The organism is Streptomyces sp. NPDC001843 (assembly GCF_042891955.1).
Taxonomy (GTDB): domain Bacteria; phylum Actinomycetota; class Actinomycetes; order Streptomycetales; family Streptomycetaceae; genus Streptomyces.
This window is the reverse complement of record NZ_JBIATQ010000003.1, coordinates 136,420-155,975: the sequence shown is the minus strand read 5'-3', so window position 1 is coordinate 155,975 and position 19,556 is coordinate 136,420. Positions and strand designations below refer to the sequence as shown.

The following is a 19,556-nucleotide window of genomic DNA, read 5'->3' as shown; positions in this document are numbered from 1 at the left end:
GTACGACGAAACCGAATACGACGAAGGGGCCGCACCCCGGGCAACCCCCGGGTGCGGCCCCCGCCGTCGGGCGCGGTGCGGTCAGCCCCTCGGGCCTCCGTGGCCGTTCCCGTTGTTCCCTCCGTTGCCCTGCCCCTGGATGAAGTTCTCGGGGAAGGAGAAGGTGGGGTTCGGGAAGCCGGTGTTGTCGCCGGTGGTTCCGCCGTCGTTCGCTCCGCCGATGAGCCCGCCGATGAGGCCACCTCCGTTGCCGTTGCCGCCGCCGTTTCCGCCGTTGCCCTTGCCCTTGCCCTTCCCCTTCCCGTCGTCCCTTCCCTTGTCCGGGTCCGGGATGTTGACGAGGTTGAAGTCCGGGGCGTCCTTGCCGGCCAAGGCGCCGTCCATGGCGTCCTTCCAGATGGGGCCGGGGACCTGACCACCGTAGACGAGGCTGTGGTAGACCCCGCCGATGGTGATGTTGGTCATCTTCACGTTCTGCTTGGCGCTGCCGACCCACACCGCACCGGCCAGGTTGGGCGTGTAGCCGACGAACCAGGCGTTCTTCCGCTCGTCCGTCGTACCCGTCTTGCCGGCGCTCTCACGGTCGCTGAGGCCGGCCTGCTGGCCCGTGCCGGAGTCGACCACGCCGCGCAGCAGGGTGTTGACCGTGTCGGCGGTCTTCTCGCTCATCGCGCGCGAGCACGTCGACTTCGGCACCGCGAGCGACTTCTGCTCGTCACCGACCTTCTGGCTGATCGACTCGATGGCGATCGGGGTGCAGTACATGCCCCGGTCGGCGAAGGTGGCGTACGCGCTGGCCATCGTCAGCGGGGAGAGGCCGATCGCGCCGAGGGCGATGGAGGGGTTCTCGGGGAGCTTGTCGCCGTTGCCCTGCACCACGTGCAGCGCGTCGGTCATCTTCTCCACCGGGCACAGGCCGATGTCGGAGATGAGCTGCACGAAGTAGGTGTTGACGGACTTCGCCATCGCCTCCTTCATACGGAACGGGCCTACCTCGGACTGGCTCTCGTTCTCCACCGTGTACGAGTGGTCGTTGACCCACGGCTTGCTGCTGCAGGTCTGCACGGGGCTCGGGTACGGCATCTTGTAGGGCGACGAGTACTCCTGCGTCGCGGGCTTGCCGCCCTCGATGGCGGCCGCGGCCACGAACGGCTTGAAGGTCGAACCGGTCGGGAAGCCGAAGTTCGAGCCGCCCATGTCGCGGTTGACGGAGTAGTTGTACTCGGTCTCGTCCTTGCCGTAGCCGTACGGCTTCGACTGGCCCATCGCCAGGATCTTGCCGGTGCCGGGCTCCACCAGGGTGGCGGCCGCGGCGACCCGGTCGGACTTGTAGACGTGGTCCTTGAGGGAGGCCTGCACCGACTTCTGGGACTGCGGGTCGAGCGTCGTGCGGATGGTCAGGCCGCCCTTGTTCCAGAGCTTGGCGCGCGCCTCGCGGGTCTTGCCGAAGGTCGGGTCGGTGAGGAAGACGTTCTCGACGTACTTGCAGAAGAAGGCGGCCCCCTTGGTGGAGGTGATGCAGCCGTTCTTCGGTTGGCTGACGTGCAGGCCGAGCGGGGCCTTCTTGGCCTTGTCGGCCTCCGCCGTCGAGATGTCGCCGACCTGGGCCATGCGGGTGAGCACGACGTTGCGCCGCTTGGTGGCCTCGGCCTCGTCGTTGACGGGGTCGTACCGGCTCGGGGACTGCACGATGCCGGCCAGCAGGGCCGACTCCTGCAGGTTCAGGTCCTTGGCGTGCTTGGAGAAGTAGCGCTGCGCGGCCGCCTCGACGCCGTAGGCCTGCTCGCCGAAGAAGGTGATGTTCAGGTAGTTCTCGAGGATCTTCTTCTTGCCGAGCTTGTCCTCGAGCTGGATGGCGAACTTCAGCTCGCGGATCTTGCGGCCCAGCGTCTGCTGGGTGGCCTGCGCGACCTTCGTCGGGTCGTCGCCGGCCTCCTCGATGAAGTAGTTCTTCACGAGTTGCTGAGTGAGCGTGGAGGCGCCCTGGGCGACCCCGCCTTCCTGCGCGTTCTTGTTCAGGGCGCGCAGGATGCCCTTCAGGTCGACCGCGCCGTGCTGGTAGAAGCGGGAGTCCTCGATGGCGACGATCGCCTTCTGCATGTACGGCGACATGTCCTTGAGGTCCACCACCGTACGGTCCCGGGAGTACACCGAGGCGATCTTGTGGCCCGTGCTGTCCAGGATGGCGGTGCGCTGGCTGAGCTGCGGGCTCTTGAGGTTGGCCGGGATCTCGTCGAAGCCCTGGACCGTGCCCTTGGCCGCGAGTCCGAGCGCGCCGGCCGCGGGCAGCGCGATGCCGGCCATCACCGCTCCCGCGAGCACACTGACACCGAGGAACTTGGCGGCCTGCTGCGTGGCCGTCAGGCCACCGCCCGAGCGCTTCTTTGGCATGAGGGCAGCCTAATCCGTAGTCGTGAGTTCCGACGGAGCGGCTGCTTCTCGGGATGTTCCAGTGCCGGATCGTGACCTCGGCGGGCGGGTGGCACCGTGAAGAGAAGGGCGGCACGGCAAAGAGCCGACGGCACCGCGACAAGACGGCGACACCGCGAAGAGAGGTGCCTACCTTCTCATTCGCCGGACACGCGCGACAGCCTTGGCCTAAGCTGCTCTCAACTGTCACAGCAGTACGGCCACGTATCAATACGTCCCGCGACCCCGAATCGTTCCGGATGTAGCCCAATTTTTTTGCGGGCGGCGTGTCCGAATCCGCCTCTTGTGTCACCCGGCGCCCGTTGTGACGCACCATAGCTGTACCGGTTTGCCGGAATGATCACGCATGTCACCAGCTCACTCCCGCGGGTGATCTGCCGCTTACCCATAGTCCGTTCGGGCCATTCAAGATTGGGCCCGAAGGGGGTGTTGCGCTGTGCCCACCTTCCGTAACGTCCTCAACTGGCGGCGGTGAATATGCCGCTGCCGCCGTGGGGGAGCCTCGATTCGGGAGAGGACGGCGCCGGTATGGGCTGGGTAATCGACTGGAGTGCGCAGGCTGCCTGCCGCACTACCGATCCGGATGAACTGTTCGTTCAAGGAGCAGCGCAGAACAGGGCCAAGGCGGTGTGCACCGGATGCCCGGTACGCACCGAATGTCTGGCCGACGCGCTGGACAACCGCGTCGAGTTCGGCGTGTGGGGAGGCATGACGGAGCGTGAGCGCCGTGCACTGCTGCGCAGGCGGCCCACCGTGACCTCCTGGCGCAGGCTCCTGGAGACCGCGCGCTCGGAGTACGAGCGGGGGACCGGAATCGTGCCCCTCGACGACGACGAGGTGTACGAGAACTACGCGGCCGTGAGCTGACCGCCCGGGGTCTAGGACCTGTCCTGGGAAAGCTCCGGCCGGCCGGCCGCCAGCCGGTCGCCGATGCCCCGCAGTCCCGCCAGGTCGTGCACGTCGCCGGGCAGCGCGGGCACTTCCACCACCGCCACCTCGGGGTGGAGCGCGGTGAAGCGGTCACGCGTGCGCTGCTCGCGGGAGAGCAGTTGCATGCGCTCGGCGTGCAGCCTCAACAGGCCCTCGGCGAGCCGGTCGACGGACGGGTCCGCCGTGGGGGATTCCGCCGCGCGCTGCTGCTGCGGTTCCGCAGCGTCCGGCGCGGCAGAGGGTTCTGAACTGCCGTGCGTGTCGGGAGAGTTACGAAGTCCAGCTTTCCCGCCCCCCTGATCCACAATGCGGGGCTCTTCAAGATTTTCCGCGGCGGCCAGCGCACGCTCGGCCGACAGACCGTCGGCCCCGCTGCCGTGGACCCGGTTGAGCACCAGCCCGACCAGCGGCATGTCCTCCGCGGCCAGCCGCTCGACGAAATACGCGGCCTCGCGCAGCGCGTCCCGCTCCGGGGCCGCCACCACCAGGAACGCCGTGCCGGGTGCCTGCAGCAGCTTGTACGTGGCGTCCGCGCGCGTACGGAAGCCGCCGAAGGTGGTGTCCATGGCGGCCACGAACGTCTGGACGTCCTTCAGCAGCTGACCACCCAGCAGCTTGCCCAGTGTGCCGGTCATCATCGACATGCCGACGTTGAGGAAGGCCATTCCCGCGCGCCCGCCCAGCTTCGCGGGAGCGGTCAGCAGCCGGATCAGCCGGCCGTCCAGGAAGGATCCGAGCCGTTTCGGCGCGTCCAGGAAGTCCAGCGCGGAGCGCGACGGCGGCGTGTCGACGACGATGAGGTCCCACTCGTCCTTCGCCCGCAGCTGCCCCAGCTTCTCCATCGCCATGTACTCCTGCGTGCCCGCGAAGCCCGCCGAGAGCGACTGGTAGAACGGGTTGGACAGGATCGCGGCCGCCCGCTGCGGATCGGCGTGCGCCTCGACGACCTCGTCGAAGGTGCGCTTCATGTCGAGCATCATGGCGTGCAGTTCGCCGCCGCCCTCCGTGCCCTTCACCCGGCGCGGCACGTTGTCCAGCGAGTCGATCCCCATGGACTGGGCCAGCCTGCGCGCCGGGTCGATGGTGAGGACGACCACCTTGCGGCCCCGCTCGGCGGCCCTGAGCCCGAGCGCCGCCGCGGTGGTGGTCTTACCGACCCCGCCCGAGCCGCAGCACACCACGATCCGGGTCTTCGGGTCGTCGAGCAGCGGATCGACGTCGAGCACGCGCGCGGGGGAGAGGCGGTGGCGTGCGGTGTCCTGCGCCTGGGTCGGGTCCGGACTCATGACATCCCCTGATTCCGCAGTTCGTGGGCGAGTTCGTACAGGCCCGCCAGGTCCATGCCCTCGGCGAGCAGCGGCAGCTCGTGCAGCGGCAGGCCCAGCTCGCCGAGGACCGCACGCTGCTCCTGCTCCAGCGCATACCGTTCGGCGTACTCCGCGGCCTGCTCCAGCAGTGGATCCACCAGCCGTTCGGCACTTCCGCCGCGCCGCGCCCCGCCCAGCCCGGCGGCGGACAGCGACCTGGCCACGGCGGTGTGCTCCACGGTCCGCACGAGTTCCAGATCGGCCTCGTCCAACACCTCGGGCCGGACCATGTTCACCACGACCCGGCCCACCGGCAGCCGCGCCGCACGCAGCTCGGCGATCCCGTCCGCGGTCTCCTGGACCGGCATCTCCTCGAGCAGCGTCACCAGGTGAACGGCCGTCTCGGGCGACTTGAGCACCCGCATCACGGCCTGTGCCTGATTGTGTATCGGGCCGATCTTGGCGAGGCCGGCGACCTCGTCGTTGACGTTGAGGAAGCGGGTGATGCGACCGGTCGGCGGCGCGTCCATGACCACGTAGTCGTACGCGAACCGACCGCTGCGGTCCTTGCGCCGCACCGCCTCGCACGCCTTGCCGGTGAGCAGGACGTCCCGCACGCCCGGCGCGATGGTGGTGGCGAAGTCGATGGCGCCGAGCTTCTTCAGGGCCCTGCCCGCGCCACCCAGCTTGTAGAACATCTGGAGATAGTCCAGAAGGGCCAGTTCGGGGTCTATGGCGAGCGCGTACACCTCCCCGCCCCCGGGAGCCACCGCGATCTTCCGTTCCTCGTAGGGCAGCGCCTCCGTTTCGAAGAGCTGTGCGATGCCCTGCCGGCCCTCGACCTCGACGAGAAGCGTCCGCTTCCCCTCCGTGGCCAAGGCCAGCGCGAGTGCGGCGGCGACCGTCGTCTTTCCGGTCCCGCCCTTGCCGCTGACGACCTGGAGCCTGCTCACGTCTTCGAGCCTAACCAGTCAGCCCGCGGGCTACGCGGGAGGCTGTGGATAACAGGGGCTACAGTCGGCCACATGACCAAGTGGGAATACGCAACCGTGCCGCTGCTCGTCCATGCCACGAAGCAGATTCTGGACACCTGGGGCGAGGACGGCTGGGAGCTCGTCCAGGTCGTGCCCGGGCCGAACAACCCCGAACAGCTCGTGGCCTACCTGAAGCGGGAGAAGCAGTAATGGGGGCCGTCGAGGAGCGGCTCGCCGAACTCGGGCTGACCCTGCCGGAGGTCGTGCCGCCGCTGGCCGCCTACCAGCCCGCAGTGCAGTCCGGCCCCTACGTCTACACCTCCGGCCAGCTGCCGATGGTGGAGGGCAAGCTGCCGGTCACCGGCAAGGTGGGCCTGGAGGTCACCGCGGAGGAGGCCAAGGAGCTGGCCCGCACCTGCGCGCTGAACGCCCTGGCCGCCGTGAAGTCCGTCGCCGGCGACCTTGACCGCATCGCGCGCGTGGTGAAGGTCGTGGGCTTCGTCGCCTCGGCCGCCGACTTCACCGGCCAGCCGGGTGTCGTCAACGGCGCCAGCGAGCTGCTCGGCGAGGTGCTCGGGGACAAGGGCGTGCACGCGCGCAGCGCGGTGGGCGTCGCGGTGCTGCCGCTGGACGCGCCGGTGGAGGTCGAGGTCCAGGTGGAGCTCGTCCCGTAACTCTCCGGGATGTGCCCTGGTCCCGGGCGCCTCTCGAACATTCGCGCACCACGGGATAGCCTCCGGCCATGGCGAATGGGCAGTGGTATCCACCGGAGTGGCCGGAACGCATCCGCGCGTTCGCGGCCGGCACCCTCACGCCGGTGCCTCCCCGGCGCGCGGCCACGGTGATGCTCCTGAAGAACGCCGGCACCGGCCCGATCGTCCACATGCTGCGCAGACGCGCCTCCATGGCCTTCGCCGGAGGCGCGTACGCGTATCCGGGCGGCGGTGTCGACCCGCGGGACGACGACCGCGACATCCGCTGGGCGGGCCCCACGCGCGCGTGGTGGGCCGACCGGCTCGGCGTCGAGGAGGCCGGTGCCCAGGCGATCGTCTGCGCGGCCGTCCGGGAGACCTTCGAGGAGGCGGGCGTCCTGCTCGCCGGTCCCACCCCCGACACGGTCGTCGGTGACACCACCGGCGACGACTGGGAGACGGGCCGCGCCGCCCTGGTCGCCCGGGAGCTGTCCTTCGCGGAGTTCCTCGACCGCCGCGGCCTGGTGCTGCGCTCCGACCTGCTGGGCGCCTGGGCCCGCTGGATCACCCCCGAGTTCGAGGCCCGCCGCTACGACACGTGGTTCTTCGTGGCCGCCCTCCCCGAGGGCCAGCGCACCCGGAACGCCTCCACGGAGGCCGACCGCACGGTGTGGATCCGGCCACGGGACGCGGCCGCCCGGTACGACAAGGGCGAGCTGCTGATGATGCCGCCCACCATCGCCACCCTGCGCGAGCTGTCCCCGTACGGCACCTCCGCCGAGGCGCTCGCCGCCGCGCCCGCGCGCGACCTGACCCCGGTCCTGGCCCGGGCCCGCCTGGCCGACGGCGAGATCGTCCTGTCCTGGCCCGGCCACGACGAGTTCACCAAGCACGTCCCGACACCACCGACACCCCCGATGCCCGGAGGAGGCCCCGCATGACCGACGCAGCAGCCCTGCCCGGGCAGCCCCGGGGCGGCGTCCTGTCGGGGCCGGCCACCGAGCGGGCCGTCAACGTGCTGGCGCCCAACGCGTCCGCGATGACCCTGGACGGCACGAACACCTGGATCGTCTCCGAGCCGGGCTCCGACCTGGCCGTGGTCGTCGACCCGGGCCCCCTGGACGACGGCCACCTGAGCGCGGTCCGCGACGCCGCCGAGGAGGCCGGCAAGCGTGTCGCCCTCACCCTGCTCACCCACGGCCATCCCGACCACGCCGAAGGCGCGGCCCGGTTCGCCGAGCTGACCGGCACCAAGGTGCGCGCGCTCGACCCCGCGCTGCGGCTCGGCGACGAGGGACTGGCCGCCGGCGACGTGATCACGGTCGGTGGTCTGGAGATGAGAGTGGTGCCGACCCCCGGCCACACCGCGGACTCCCTGTGCTTCCACCTCCCGGCGGACCAGGCGGTCCTGACCGGCGACACCATCCTCGGACGCGGTACGACGGTCGTGGCGCACCCCGACGGCCGCCTGGGGGACTATCTCGACTCGCTGCGGCGCCTGAGGTCCCTGACGGTCGACGACGGTGTCCACACGGTGCTCCCTGGCCACGGCCCGGTCCTGGAGGACGCCCAGGGCGTCGTGGAGTTCTACCTCGCCCACCGTGCCCACCGCCTCGCCCAGGTGGAGACGGCCGTCGAGGACGGCTACCGCACCCCCGGCCAGGTGGTGGCCCACGTCTACGCCGACGTGGACCCCTCCCTGTGGCCCGCCGCGGAACTGTCGGTCCGGGCCCAGATGGACTACCTGAGCGAGCACGGGCTGATCTGAACGAACCCCTAGTCCGGCCTCGGGGCTTTGACCCCGTGCACGCGCGCGTACTCCGCCGCGAGCCAGGGCCCCAGGTCGTCGACGTAGGACCGCAGGACCTCCGGGTCGCCGACGGGCTCGTAGCCGTACTCCGCGGCCGTCCGCATCTGCGGGGAGCGCTCCGGGTAGTACGCGCCGAACACCTCGGCCATCTCCCGCAGATCGCTGGTCCAGCCCTGCCAGCGGGGCATCACGAGGGTGAACCCGGTGCGCACGAGATGCCGTGACATGAACCGCACGAGCGGCCGCCGGGCCTCTTCACGGTCCTCGGCGTCCGCGATGCGCCGTCGCCAGCGGGGCAGGAAGAGCGCGAGGTCGCCGTTGGTCTCGCGGGCCAGGAGCGAGTCGGGCCGGTAGCGGGGCAGGAACGCGGCGAGGTCCTCCCCCAGCAACGGGACGCACAGGCAGGCCACGAACCACCCCAGGTCGTACCGCTCCAGGTCGCTGAGCAGCCGCTCCCGGCCGAACAGCAGCGTCCCGACCCCGTCGATCTGCGGGAACTCCGCGTCGAGCCCCTCACCGAGGACACGGGCCGCCTCCCGGTCCGTGTCCGCCGGCTCCTCCCGCAGGGCGACCAGCAGATCGAGATCGCTGCGCCCCACGCGCGCGGTGCCACGCGGGATCGACCCGTAGAGGTACGCGCTGTGCATCCGGGCCCCGAAGGCGTCCGCGAGACGGTCCCGGGCGGCGGCTACGACGGGGCGGAAGGCGTGCGGGATCCGTGTGAGAGAGCCCTCGCGTTCGAGGTGGCCCCGGGCGTCGATGCCCTTCGGAGGGAGCGTTTCTGCCATGTGGTCACTCTGCCGCGCCGGGGGTGATGGAGCAGGTGTTTTACAGCCGGGTCCGGCGCTCGTCACCGCCAGCGGAAGACCCGCAGACGGCGGGAGTCGCCCCGGGAACGGCAGGCCACGGCGATGACGTCCCCGTGCGCGGCCACGAGAGGGTCGTAAGCGTGGCCGCGCGCCCTGCGCCAGGCCACGATCCGCCCGTCCGACGGGTCGAGAACGCTCAGCCGGTTGCCGTACCCGTGCAGGGCCAGCAGCCAGCCGCGGTGGGCGAGCGGGACGATCGTGGAGGCGTCGGACCTCGTCCGCCACTCCCACAGCGGCTCGCCCGAGGTCACCGAGAAGGCGCCGAGCCGTACGTAGTACTCCTTCTCCACCTCGTCCACGGGCACCACCTGCACGGCGACGACATCGCCTGTCACCGCGACCTGCTCGCCGAACTTCGCGCAGTCGGGAGGCAGTCGCAGGGGAACGCCGTCGACGGACAGTCGGGGCCGGCCGCGGCTGCCGCGTGCCTCCAGTCGGGCCACGAAGGGCGCGGCGCAGATCACCGCCTCGGGCTCGGAACGCCCGTCGGTCAGCTTGTGCGACCACCGGGTCCGGCCCGTGCGCACGTCGTCCACCCGCAGCTTCGGCGCGTCGCGCCACTTGTCGACCACCGTCGCGAGCCGGCCCGCGCCCAGGGCCACCTCGCAGTTGTACTCGCCGAGGTCCCCCAGCCGCTCCGCATCCTCCCTGCGGGTCCAGGCGACCGTGCCGGAGGCCGTGTCCAGGGCGGTCAGGTCGACGTGTCGCACGTCGCGCGCGCCGTCGTCGTAATGCAGCACCACGCCCACGCCGTCCTCGACGTCCGGCGACACCACCCGGACGACGTCCTCACCCGGCGGCCGCCAGGTCCACAGGAACGCCCCCGTGGCCACGCTGTAGGCGTCCAGCCGGTCGAACCGGGCGAGGACGACACAGGCATCCGTCACCCACAGCCCCACGGGCCTGTCCAGCTCACCCTTCTCGTACGGCGTTTTCCACAGCCGCCGCGCCGAACGCCACCAATCGGACCGCGTCCACACCGATTCCGGCGCCTTGTCCTCGACCATCCCCCACCCCCGCGAGTCCGTCGCAGGGTACGCGAAAGGCCCCGCCGCACGGCAGGGCCTCACGCGCGTGTGCAGGTGATCAGCGCGAGCGCTTCGCCAGTCGCTCCACGTCCAGCAGGATCACCGCGCGCGCCTCCAGGCGCAGCCACCCGCGCTGGGCGAAGTCCGCCAGCGCCTTGTTCACGGTCTCGCGGGAAGCGCCGACGAGCTGGGCCAGCTCTTCCTGCGTGAGGTCGTGGACGACGTGGATGCCCTCCTCCGACTGCACGCCGAAGCGGCGCGAGAGGTCCAGCAGGGCGCGGGCGACGCGTCCCGGGACGTCGGAGAAGACCAGGTCGGACATGGCGTCGTTGGTCTTGCGCAGACGGCGCGCGACGGCGCGCAGCAGGGCGCCGGCCACCTCGGGGCGCACGTTCAGCCAGGGCTGGAGGTCGCCGTGGCCGAGGCCGAGCAGCTTGACCTCGGTCAGCGCGGTCGCGGTCGCCGTGCGCGGGCCCGGGTCGAACAGCGACAGCTCGCCGATGAGCTCGCCGGGGCCCACGACGGCCAGCATGTTCTCGCGGCCGTCGGGGGAGGTCCGGTGCAGCTTGACCTTGCCCTCGGTGACGACGTACAGCCGGTCACCGGGGTCGCCTTCGTGGAACAGTGAGTCACCGCGCGCGAGGGTCACCTCACTCATGGAGGCGCGGAGCTCCGCGGCCTGCTCGTCGTCGAGCGCCGCGAAGAGCGGGTTGCGCCGCAGAACGTCGTCCACGAGTTCTCTCCCTTGTCGACCTGCTCAGGGGATCTTGCTCCCCCGTGTGCCAGGGGACCGTGTTCCCCATTTTGCCGGACGATCCAAACAGTGTGATCTGTCACAAGGATGCCGCACGGATGTCCCGGGGTAAGCGGCAGGGGTCCAATCGGGGGCCGATCTTCCGGGTCCGGCGCGGATGTCGGTGCCGGGCTTTAGGCTGGCCGGGTGTCCAAATCGCCGGTGAGAGCACAGGCCAAGGGGGCTGCGCGGGTGGTTGTACGTCGGGATTCCGCTGTGGGCGAACAGGACCCCGGTGGCAATAAGAAAACAGTCAAAGCAGCTAAAAAGGTCCCGGCGGACGAGTCGCGCACCGCTCTGGTCCGCAGGGCCCGGCGCCTCAACCGCGAGCTCGCCGAGGTCTACCCGTACGCGCATCCGGAACTGGACTTCGAGAACCCCTTCCAGCTCCTGGTCGCGACGGTCCTGTCCGCCCAGACCACGGACCTGAGGGTCAACCAGACCACGCCCGCCCTCTTCGCCAAGTACCCCACCCCCGAGGACCTGGCCGCCGCGAACCCGGAGGAGGTCGAGGAGATCCTCCGCCCCTGCGGGTTCTTCCGGGCCAAGACCAAGTCGGTCATAGGGCTGTCCAAGGCCCTGGCCGAGCGGTTCGGCGGCGAGGTCCCCGGCAGGCTGGAGGACCTCGTCAAACTGCCCGGCGTCGGCCGCAAGACGGCCTTCGTCGTCCTCGGCAACGCCTTCGGGCGGCCCGGTATCACCGTGGACACGCACTTCCAGCGGCTGGTGCGGCGCTGGAAGTGGACCGAGGCGACGGAACCGGACAAGATCGAGGCCGAGGTCGGCGCGTTGTTCCCGAAGAGCGACTGGACGATGCTCTCGCACCACGTGATCTTCCACGGCCGCCGCATCTGCCACGCCCGCAAGCCCGCCTGCGGCGCCTGCCCCATCGCCGCGCTCTGCCCGGCGTACGGCGAGGGCGAGACGGACCCCGAGAAGGCCGAGAAACTCCTGAAGTACGAGAAGGGCGGCTTCCCCGGCCAGCGCCTGAAGCCCCCGCAGGCCTACCTCGACGCGGGAGGCAGGCCTGCGCCACCGCTGGGGGCCGCATGACGGCACGATCGAGTGCGGCCCGGGCGTTGGACACAGCAGATGGGGGGTGGGTATGAAGCACGCCGGCGACACGCAGGGCGGCTCGGTGACGCTCAGCAAGGAGGGCCTGCCGGACTGGCTCGACCCGGTGGTGCGGGCCGCGGAGACGGTCGAGCCGCTGCAGCTCAGCCGCTTCCTGCCGCCCGAGGACGGCCGAGGCCGCCAGTCCGCCGTGCTGATCCTGTTCGGGGAAGGCGACCGCGGTCCCGAGCTGCTGCTGATGGAACGGGCGGGCTCGCTGCGCTCCCACGCCGGGCAGCCCTCGTTCCCCGGCGGCGCCCTCGACCCCGAGGACGGCGACCCGGCAGGCGACGGGCCGCTGCGCGCCGCCCTGCGCGAGGCCGAGGAGGAGACCGGACTCGACCCGTCGGGCGTCCAGCTCTTCGGCGTACTGCCCAGGCTCTACATCCCCGTCAGCGGCTTCGTCGTCACCCCGGTGCTCGGCTGGTGGCGCGAGCCCAGCCCGGTGGGCGTCGTCGACCCGAACGAGACCGCCCGCGTCTTCACCGTGCCCGTGGCGGATCTCACGGACCCCGCCAACCGCGCCACCGCCTTGCACCCCAGCGGACACCGAGGTCCGGCATTCCTGGTCGAATCGGCCCTCGTCTGGGGCTTCACCGCCGGGGTCATCGACCGTCTGCTGCACTACGCGGGCTGGGAGCGCGACTGGGACCGGGAGCAGCAGGTCCCGCTCGACTGGCGGTCATGACAGGGTGAACCCCGTGCTGTGTCTACCCGGGGGACAACCCCCGGACCCCCGGCCGTGCTCGTGGGGCCGGAGTTTGAAGAGTCGAGGCCTGAAACGGTGAACGTGCTGGACATCCTGTTGCTGGTCGCCGCCGTGTGGTTCGCGATCGTCGGCTACCGCCAGGGCTTCGTGGTCGGCATCCTGTCGGTCACGGGCTTCCTCGCCGGCGGACTCGTCGCCGTCTACGCGCTACCCGTCATCTGGGACGCCCTGACCGACAACTCGGAGGTCAGCACCACCGCCGCCGTCGTCGCCGTGGTGGTCGTCATCGTCTGCGCCTCCGTCGGGCAGGCCCTGACCACCCACCTCGGCAACAAACTGCGCCGCTACATCACCTGGTCCCCGGCCCGCGCCCTGGACGCCACCGGCGGGGCGCTGGTCAACGTGGTCGCGATGCTCCTCGTGGCATGGCTGATCGGCTCGGCCCTCGCGGGCACCACCCTGCCGACACTGGGCAAGGAGGTCCGGGGCTCCAAGGTCCTCCACAGCGTCTCCCAGGCGCTGCCCACCCAGGCCGACACCTGGTTCGCGGACTTCTCCTCCGTCCTCGCCCAGAACGGCTTCCCGCAGGTCTTCAGCCCCTTCGCCAACGAGCCGATCACCGACGTCCGCCCCCCCGACCCGGCCCTCGCCGGCAGCGCGGTCGCCACACACGCCAAGCAGTCCGTCGTCAAGGTCGTGGGCACCGCCCAGAGCTGCGGCAAGGTACTGGAGGGCACCGGCTTCGTCTTCGCCGACCGCCGCGTGATGACCAACGCGCACGTCGTCGGAGGCGTCGACGAGCCGACCGTGCAGATAGGCGGTGAGGGCCGCAAGTACGACGCGAAGGTCGTCCTCTACGACTGGCACCGCGACATCGCCGTGCTCGACGTGCCGGACCTCAGGGCGCACGCCCTGCAGTTCTCCGCGAAGGACGCGACGAGCGGCGAGGGCGCGATCGTCGCGGGCTTCCCGCAGAACGGCTCGTACGACGTCCGCGCGGCGCGTGTACGCGGGCGCATCACGGCCAACGGCCCGGACATCTACCACCGCGGCACCGTCCGCCGGGACGTCTACTCGCTCTACGCCACCGTCCGCCAGGGCAACTCCGGCGGCCCGCTGCTCACGCCCGAGGGCAAGGTGTACGGCGTGGTCTTCGCGAAGTCCCTCGACGACGCCGAAACCGGCTACGCGCTCACCGCGGACGAGATCCGGCAGGACATCGACCAAGGGCGTAGCGCGAACCAGCAGGTCGGCACCGACAGCTGCGCGCTGTAGCGGGGGTCAGCTGGCGGGGCTCAGCCGCGGGGGTGACGCAGACGTACCGAGACCCAGCGGGCCCGGCGGCGCAGGATGCGCGGGATTCCGACCCGGAGATCCGTGCTCTGCATCTGCGAAGCGCCTTCCCCGTGCGAGCTCAGGCCTGCGGCCGAGCGGCGGTTCCGGGGTGCGTCACTGTAGTCGTGCGTCCAGCCCATACCCGGACGTGTGCCCGGGCCCCAAGGTCGATAACCGCCTCGGGGGCCCTGAATTGGCCTATGCGCTGGGCATGTGGCCGTTCGTGGAACAGGTGTTCAGGTCCGGATACCGGGCGCATTGGCGCGGTCACCGATCCGGCTCGAGCTGTTCCGGCCACCCGGACCCGGAGCGCCGCGGGCACGCGTCGGCGGCCGGGCACGGCGCACGCACGGTTCAGCGGCCGGGCTCGCTGCGCAGGCGTCAACGGCCGGGCTCGGGCGCACGCGCGCGTCAGCGGTCGGGCTCCGGGTCCTTGAGCCAGTTGATGAGTTCCGTGGAGAACGCCACCGGGTCCTCCTCGTGCGGGAAGTGCCCCAGCCCGTCGAACAACCGCCAGCGGTACGGCGCTTCGACGTACTCACCCGAACCCGCCGCGCTCCGCGTGCGCATGACGGGATCGAGGGAGCCGTGCAGATGCAGCGTGGGCACGCGCACCGGCCGCTTCATCCGGCGGTTGAACTGGATGCCGTCCGGACGCGCCAGTGACCGCACCATCCAGCGGTACGGCTCGATCGAGCAGTGCGCGGTCGACGGGATGCACATGGCACGGCGGTACGTCTCCACCGCGTCGTCGTCCGGCAGCCGCGGCCCGGACCAGTCCCGGATCAGCTCGCCCACCAGCGCCCCGTCGTCGGCGGTCAGCTGCCGCTCCGGGATCCACGGCCGCTGGAATCCCCAGATGTAGGAGCCGGCGACCGTCTGGCGGGCGTCCCGCAGCATCGCCGCGCGCCAGCGCCGCGGATGCGGCATCGACACCACCGCGAGCCGCCGCACCAGCTTGGGCCGCATCGCCGCCGCGGTCCAGGCCAGATAGCCGCCCAGGTCATGGCCGACCAGCGCGGCGTCCGGCTCGCCGAGGGAGCGCACCACCCCGGTGATGTCGAGGGCGAGGTTCGCCGGGTCGTACCCGCGCGGCGTGCGGTCACTGCCGCCCACGCCCCGCAGGTCCATCGCCACGGCCCGGAAGCCCGCGTCGGCGAGCGCGCCGAGCTGGTGCCGCCACGTCCACCAGAACTGCGGGAAGCCGTGCAGCAGCAGCACCAGCGGACCGTCGCCCACCTCGGCGATGTGGAAGCGGGCGCCGTTGGCGGCGACGTCCCGGTGCGTCACCTCACGGCCACCGGGAACGTCCAGCCGTGCGACCGAGAAGGGGTGCGCCGAAGCGGCGGGGTCCGTCATGACGACGAGCGTGCCACAGCCTCGATGGCTGCGGGGGACCGGTCCTCCAGGGCCGGCTCCTGACGGGGGTGCGGCTTGGCTTTCTGCAGGACGCCCGCCGTCTCCTTCATGGACGCGGCGACCTTCTGCGGGCCCTTGCCCTTCTGCGCTTTCTTCGCGAAGACGACCCCGATCAGGGCGAGTCCACCGGCCACGAGGACGTTCGCCGCGAAGGACAGCAGGAAGCAGACCGCCAGGTTCCAGCCGCTCCACGTCCGGATGCCGTACGCGAGGGCGAAGTTGAGCATCGGCAGGGAGAACAGCAGCACCGCACCAGCCACCGTGAAGGCGCCGCCGCTGGTCGCGCCGCGCTTGACGTCCTGCTTCAGCTGGGCCTTGGCCAGCGCGATCTCGTCATGCACCAGCGCCGACAATTCGGTCGTCGCCGAGGCGAACAGCTGGCCGATGCTGCGTTCGGCGCCGACCGGGCTGCCGTCGGGTGCGCTCATCGCGGTCTCCCTCTTCGTCTTTTCTGCCGTCTCGTTTGTACCGTCTCGTCAGATCATGCCGGACGGTCGCCTTCCTCGCCTGCCCTGCCCGGCACTTCGGCACGCGCGTGCCGCCCGGAGACCGTGCCCGCGAGATCCGCGGCGAGCCGCCGGTGCTCGGCGGCCCTGCGTTCGAGGAGCTCGGCCATGCGCAGGTGGTAGGCCGGGTCGTCCTGCTCGTAGACGTCCGGGATGCCGTCGAGATCCTCGTCCCGTTCCTCCTCCTCGCACAGCCTGCGGTACTTGGCGTTGCGGACCTTCAGCAGGACCGTCGCGCACACCGCCGCGACCAGCGACCCGGTCAGCACGGCGGCCTTCACCTCGCCGGCCAGGGCCGCCTCACCCGCGAAGGCGAGCTCACCGATGAGCAGCGAGACGGTGAACCCGATGCCGGCGAGGGTCGCCACGGCGAAGACGTCCGCCCACTCGAGGTCGTCGCTGAGCGAGGCCCGGGTGAAGCGGGCGGTCAGCCAGGTGCCGCCGAAGATGCCGATCGTCTTGCCGACGACCAGTCCCAGCACCACACCCAGTGTCTGCGGCTTGGTGAACACGTCCGCGAGCGCCCCGCCGGAGACCGGCACCCCGGCGCTGAACAGCGCGAACAACGGCACGGCGAGCCCCGCCGAGAGGGGGCGCACGAGATGCTCGATGCGCTCGGCGGGCGAGTGCTCCTCACCCTCGCGGGTGGTGCAGCGCAGCATCATCCCCATGGCGACGCCCGCGATGGTGGCGTGGACGCCGCTGTTGTACATCAGCGCCCAGACGACCAGCGCGAGCGGCACGTACACGTACCAGCCGCGTACGCCCGCACGCAGCAGCAGCCAGAAGACGACGAGGCCCGCGACCGCGCCGCCGAGTGCGGCGAGGTGGATGCGCTCGGTGAAGAAGACCGCGATGATCAGGATCGCGAACAGGTCGTCGACGACGGCGAGCGTGAGCAGGAAGGCGCGCAGGGCACTGGGCAGCGCGGTGCCGATGACCGCGAGTACGGCGAGCGCGAAGGCGATGTCGGTCGCGGTGGGCACCGCCCAGCCGGCGAGCGAGCCGCCACCCGCGGCGTTGGTGAGGGTGTAGACGAGCGCCGGTACGGCCATGCCGCACAGCGCGGCGATCACGGGCAGCGCGGCGGCCTTCGGGTCCCTGAGCTCACCAGCGACTAGTTCGCGCTTGAGCTCGATTCCGGCGACGAAGAAGAAGACCGCGAGCAGTCCGTCGGCGGCCCAGTGCGTGACGGAAAGGTTCAGGCCGAGGACGCCGGGGCCCAGGTGGTACTGGCTGACGGTCTCATAGCTGTGGTGCAGTGCGGGGATGTTCGCCCAGACCAGGGCCGCGACAGCGGCGGCCAGCAGCAGCACGCCGCCGACCGTCTCGGCGCGCAGGGCGTCCGCGACGTACGTCCGCTCGGGCAGCGAGAGCCGCCCGAAGACCTTGCGGGCGGTGGTGGTGCGGGGCGCGGGCACGAGGGAGACCTCCGGTCGGTGGGCAGGACGGAGCACATGCCGACCAGACTTCCCGGCGCACCTCGGATTGACCTTGTTTTGCTTAGTTTACCTAATATGCGGCCCGGGTGCGCCGTGATGGATCCAGCGATCCCCACGGTAGATGCCAAAAGGGCACCCGGCGCGCTGGTCGCCGGGTGCCCGCACAGGCCGCGCTCAGTCCTCGCTGGGCGCCGCAGGAAGCTTCGACTGGATGAGGTTCATGACCGTGGCGTCGGTCAGGGTGGTGACGTCACCGAGCTCGCGGTTCTCCGCGACGTCCCGCAGCAGGCGTCGCATGATCTTGCCGGAGCGGGTCTTCGGCAGTTCCGCCACCGGCAGGATCCGCTTGGGCTTGGCGATCGGGCCGAGCGTGGCGCCCACGTGGTCGCGCAGCGCGCCGACGAGCTTGTCGTCCTCGGACGCCGTACCCCGCAGGATGACGAAGGCGACGATCGCCTGCCCGGTCGTCTCGTCCGCCGCGCCGACCACGGCCGCCTCGGCCACGGACGGGTGCGAGACCAGCGCCGATTCCACCTCCGTGGTGGAGATGTTGTGCCCGGACACCAGCATCACGTCGTCGACGCGCCCGAGGAGCCAGATGTCCCCGTCGTCGTCCTTCTTCGCCCCGTCACCGGCGAAGTACCTGCCCTCGAACCGGGACCAGTACGTGTCGATGAACCGCTGGTCGTCACCCCAGATGGTGCGCAGCATCGACGGCCACGGCTCGGTCAGCACCAGGTAGCCACCGCCTCCGTTCGGCACCTCGTTCGCCTCGTCGTCGACGACGGTCGCGCAGATGCCGGGCAGCGGGGTCTGGGCGGAGCCGGGCTTGGCGGCGGTGACGCCCGGCAGCGGCGAGATCATCATCGCGCCGGTCTCGGTCTGCCACCAGGTGTCGACGACCGGCGTCCGGTCCCCGCCGATGTTCTTGCGGTACCAGATCCATGCCTCGGGGTTGATCGGCTCGCCGACGGAGCCGAGTACGCGGAGGGAGGAGAGGTCGAACTTCGCGGGGATGTCGTCGCCCCACTTCATGAACGTACGGATCGCGGTCGGCGCCGTGTACAGGATCGTCACCCCGTACTTCTGCACGACCTCCCAGAACCGGCCCTGGTGCGGGGTGTCCGGCGTGCCCTCGTACATCACCTGCGTCGCGCCGTTGGCCAGCGGTCCGTAGACGATGTAGGAGTGTCCGGTGACCCAGCCGACGTCGGCCGTGCACCAGTACACGTCGGTCTCCGGCTTGAGGTCGAACACCGCCCAGTGCGTGTACGCCGTCTGCGTCAGATAGCCGCCGGAGGTGTGCAGGATGCCCTTCGGCTTACCCGTCGTGCCCGAGGTGTAGAGAATGAACAGCGGGTGCTCGGCCTCGAACGCCTCCGGTGCGTGCTCGGCGGACTGCCGCTCGACCAGGTCGTGCCACCACACGTCCCGCTCGTCGTTCCAGGCGACCTCCTGGCCGGTGCGGCGTACGACGAGCACGTGGTCCACGTTGTCGACCTTGGCGACCGCCTCGTCGACGGCCGGCTTGAGCGCGGACGGCTTGCCGCGCCGCCAGCCGCCGTCGGAGGTGATCACGACCTTGGCGTCGGCGTCCTGGATACGGGTCGCGAGCGCGTCGGCAGAGAAGCCGCCGAAGACGACCGAGTGCGCGGCGCCGATACGGGCCGAGGCCAGCATCGCGATCGCGGTCTCCGGGATCATCGGCATGTAGATGGCGACCCGGTCGCCCTTGCGGACGCCCAGCTCCAGCAGGGCGTTCGCCGCCTTGGACACCTCGTCCTTCAGCTCGGCGTAGGTGATGGCGCGGCTGTCGCCGGGCTCGCCCTCGAAGTGGATGGCGACCCGGTCGCCGTGCCCTGCCTCGACGTGCCGGTCCACACAGTTGTAGGCGACGTTCAGCCTGCCGTCCTGGAACCACTTGGCGAACGGCGGGTTCGACCAGTCCAGTGTCTCGGTCGGCTCGGTGGCCCACGTCAGCCGGCGTGCCTGCTCGGCCCAGAAGCCGAGCCTGTCAGCCTTGGCCTGTTCATACGCCTCCGCCGTGACGTTGGCGTTCTCGGCCAGCTCGGCGGGCGGCACGAACCTGCGCTCTTCCTTGAGCAGGTTGGCCAGGCTTTCGTTGCTCACGACATCTCCCTCTCGCAGGGTGTCCGTTGTGTCCCAGACCACAGCTCATCAGACCCGGGGGCCCGCTGA

General features: G+C 70.7%; 19 protein-coding genes. 8 read left to right on the top strand and 11 right to left on the bottom strand.

Features of this window, described 5'->3' with window-relative positions; translation table 11 throughout:
- Nucleotides 1–81: 81 nt before the first annotated feature.
- Entirely contained in the window at nt 82–2,391 is a 2,310-nt protein-coding gene (locus ACFYZQ_RS09130) for a transglycosylase domain-containing protein (protein WP_389143599.1), read from the bottom strand.
- 567 nt (nt 2,392–2,958) lie between these two features.
- Here ACFYZQ_RS09130 and wblA point away from each other — a divergent pair.
- Nucleotides 2,959–3,297 (top strand): transcriptional regulator WblA, encoded by a 339-nt coding sequence (gene wblA / locus ACFYZQ_RS09125; protein WP_389143597.1) that lies wholly within the window; start codon nt 2,959–2,961, stop codon nt 3,295–3,297.
- A gap of 11 nt (nt 3,298–3,308) precedes the next feature.
- Here the strand turns inward: wblA and ACFYZQ_RS09120 are convergent, their stop codons facing one another.
- A complete protein-coding gene (locus tag ACFYZQ_RS09120) occupies nt 3,309–4,646 on the bottom strand; it encodes an ArsA family ATPase (protein ID WP_389143594.1) in 1,338 nt (445 codons plus the stop codon).
- Nucleotides 4,643–5,620, bottom strand: a complete 978-nt coding sequence (locus tag ACFYZQ_RS09115; protein ID WP_389143591.1) for an ArsA family ATPase — start codon at nt 5,618–5,620, stop codon at nt 4,643–4,645. Before ACFYZQ_RS09115 ends, ACFYZQ_RS09120 begins: the two co-directional genes overlap by 4 nt.
- A 72-nt stretch (nt 5,621–5,692) precedes the next feature.
- On the opposite strand from ACFYZQ_RS09115, the gene ACFYZQ_RS09110 reads away from it, so the two are divergent.
- The 4 genes from ACFYZQ_RS09110 (at nt 5,693) to ACFYZQ_RS09095 (ending at nt 8,101) form a co-directional block, all read left to right on the top strand.
- Complete coding sequence (locus tag ACFYZQ_RS09110) at nt 5,693–5,851, top strand: DUF4177 domain-containing protein (RefSeq protein ID WP_003991873.1); 159 nt, start codon at nt 5,693–5,695, stop codon at nt 5,849–5,851.
- Nucleotides 5,851–6,315: a RidA family protein gene (locus ACFYZQ_RS09105; RefSeq protein ID WP_388793065.1), complete on the top strand. Its 465-nt coding sequence runs from the start codon at nt 5,851–5,853 to the stop codon at nt 6,313–6,315. The genes ACFYZQ_RS09110 and ACFYZQ_RS09105 overlap by 1 nt, the downstream gene beginning before the upstream one ends.
- A 68-nt stretch (nt 6,316–6,383) precedes the next feature.
- Nucleotides 6,384–7,274: an NUDIX hydrolase gene (locus ACFYZQ_RS09100; RefSeq protein ID WP_389143588.1), complete on the top strand. Its 891-nt coding sequence runs from the start codon at nt 6,384–6,386 to the stop codon at nt 7,272–7,274.
- Complete coding sequence (locus ACFYZQ_RS09095) at nt 7,271–8,101, top strand: MBL fold metallo-hydrolase (RefSeq protein ID WP_389143585.1); 831 nt, start codon at nt 7,271–7,273, stop codon at nt 8,099–8,101. The genes ACFYZQ_RS09100 and ACFYZQ_RS09095 overlap by 4 nt, the downstream gene beginning before the upstream one ends.
- A gap of 8 nt (nt 8,102–8,109) precedes the next feature.
- Here ACFYZQ_RS09095 and ACFYZQ_RS09090 read toward each other — a convergent pair whose 3' ends face one another.
- The 3 genes from ACFYZQ_RS09090 to ACFYZQ_RS09080 form a co-directional block, all read right to left on the bottom strand.
- A complete protein-coding gene (locus ACFYZQ_RS09090) occupies nt 8,110–8,931 on the bottom strand; it encodes a nucleotidyltransferase domain-containing protein (protein WP_389143583.1) in 822 nt (273 codons plus the stop codon).
- A gap of 62 nt (nt 8,932–8,993) precedes the next feature.
- Nucleotides 8,994–10,019 carry a PQQ-binding-like beta-propeller repeat protein gene (locus tag ACFYZQ_RS09085; RefSeq protein ID WP_389143581.1) on the bottom strand — a complete coding sequence of 342 codons (1,026 nt, stop codon included), beginning with the start codon at nt 10,017–10,019 and terminating at the stop codon, nt 8,994–8,996.
- 79 nt (nt 10,020–10,098) lie between these two features.
- Nucleotides 10,099–10,773 carry a Crp/Fnr family transcriptional regulator gene (locus tag ACFYZQ_RS09080; RefSeq protein WP_030734182.1) on the bottom strand — a complete coding sequence of 225 codons (675 nt, stop codon included), beginning with the start codon at nt 10,771–10,773 and terminating at the stop codon, nt 10,099–10,101.
- A 276-nt stretch (nt 10,774–11,049) separates the two neighbouring features.
- Here ACFYZQ_RS09080 and nth point away from each other — a divergent pair, with 276 nt between their 5' ends.
- The 3 genes from nth to ACFYZQ_RS09065 all read left to right on the top strand — a co-directional run bounded on the left by nth (nt 11,050) and on the right by ACFYZQ_RS09065 (nt 13,930).
- The gene (gene nth, locus ACFYZQ_RS09075) at nt 11,050–11,886 is read left to right on the top strand and encodes an endonuclease III (RefSeq protein ID WP_389143578.1); all 837 of its coding nucleotides are present in this window, start codon (nt 11,050–11,052) and stop codon (nt 11,884–11,886) included.
- 52 nt (nt 11,887–11,938) lie between these two features.
- Nucleotides 11,939–12,634 carry an NUDIX hydrolase gene (locus ACFYZQ_RS09070; RefSeq protein ID WP_389143576.1) on the top strand — a complete coding sequence of 232 codons (696 nt, stop codon included), beginning with the start codon at nt 11,939–11,941 and terminating at the stop codon, nt 12,632–12,634.
- Nucleotides 12,635–12,730: 96 nt separating this feature from the next.
- Nucleotides 12,731–13,930 (top strand): MarP family serine protease, encoded by a 1,200-nt coding sequence (locus tag ACFYZQ_RS09065; RefSeq protein ID WP_389143573.1) that lies wholly within the window; start codon nt 12,731–12,733, stop codon nt 13,928–13,930.
- 20 nt (nt 13,931–13,950) lie between these two features.
- Here the strand turns inward: ACFYZQ_RS09065 and ACFYZQ_RS09060 are convergent, their stop codons facing one another.
- From ACFYZQ_RS09060 to acs, 5 genes are all read right to left on the bottom strand, one after another.
- Nucleotides 13,951–14,130: a hypothetical protein gene (locus ACFYZQ_RS09060; RefSeq protein ID WP_389143570.1), complete on the bottom strand. Its 180-nt coding sequence runs from the start codon at nt 14,128–14,130 to the stop codon at nt 13,951–13,953.
- A gap of 271 nt (nt 14,131–14,401) precedes the next feature.
- On the bottom strand, nt 14,402–15,349 hold the full coding sequence (locus tag ACFYZQ_RS09055; protein WP_389143568.1) for an alpha/beta fold hydrolase: 948 nt from the start codon (nt 15,347–15,349) through the stop codon (nt 14,402–14,404).
- Nucleotides 15,346–15,837, bottom strand: coding sequence for a phage holin family protein (locus tag ACFYZQ_RS09050; protein WP_388793085.1), 492 nt, complete (start codon nt 15,835–15,837; stop codon nt 15,346–15,348). The genes ACFYZQ_RS09055 and ACFYZQ_RS09050 overlap by 4 nt, the downstream gene beginning before the upstream one ends.
- A 53-nt stretch (nt 15,838–15,890) precedes the next feature.
- The gene (gene nhaA, locus ACFYZQ_RS09045) at nt 15,891–17,336 is read right to left on the bottom strand and encodes a Na+/H+ antiporter NhaA (RefSeq protein ID WP_389143565.1); all 1,446 of its coding nucleotides are present in this window, start codon (nt 17,334–17,336) and stop codon (nt 15,891–15,893) included.
- Nucleotides 17,337–17,531: 195 nt separating this feature from the next.
- Complete coding sequence (acs, locus tag ACFYZQ_RS09040) at nt 17,532–19,487, bottom strand: acetate--CoA ligase (protein ID WP_389143562.1); 1,956 nt, start codon at nt 19,485–19,487, stop codon at nt 17,532–17,534.
- Between the last annotated feature and the right edge of the window lie 69 nt (nt 19,488–19,556).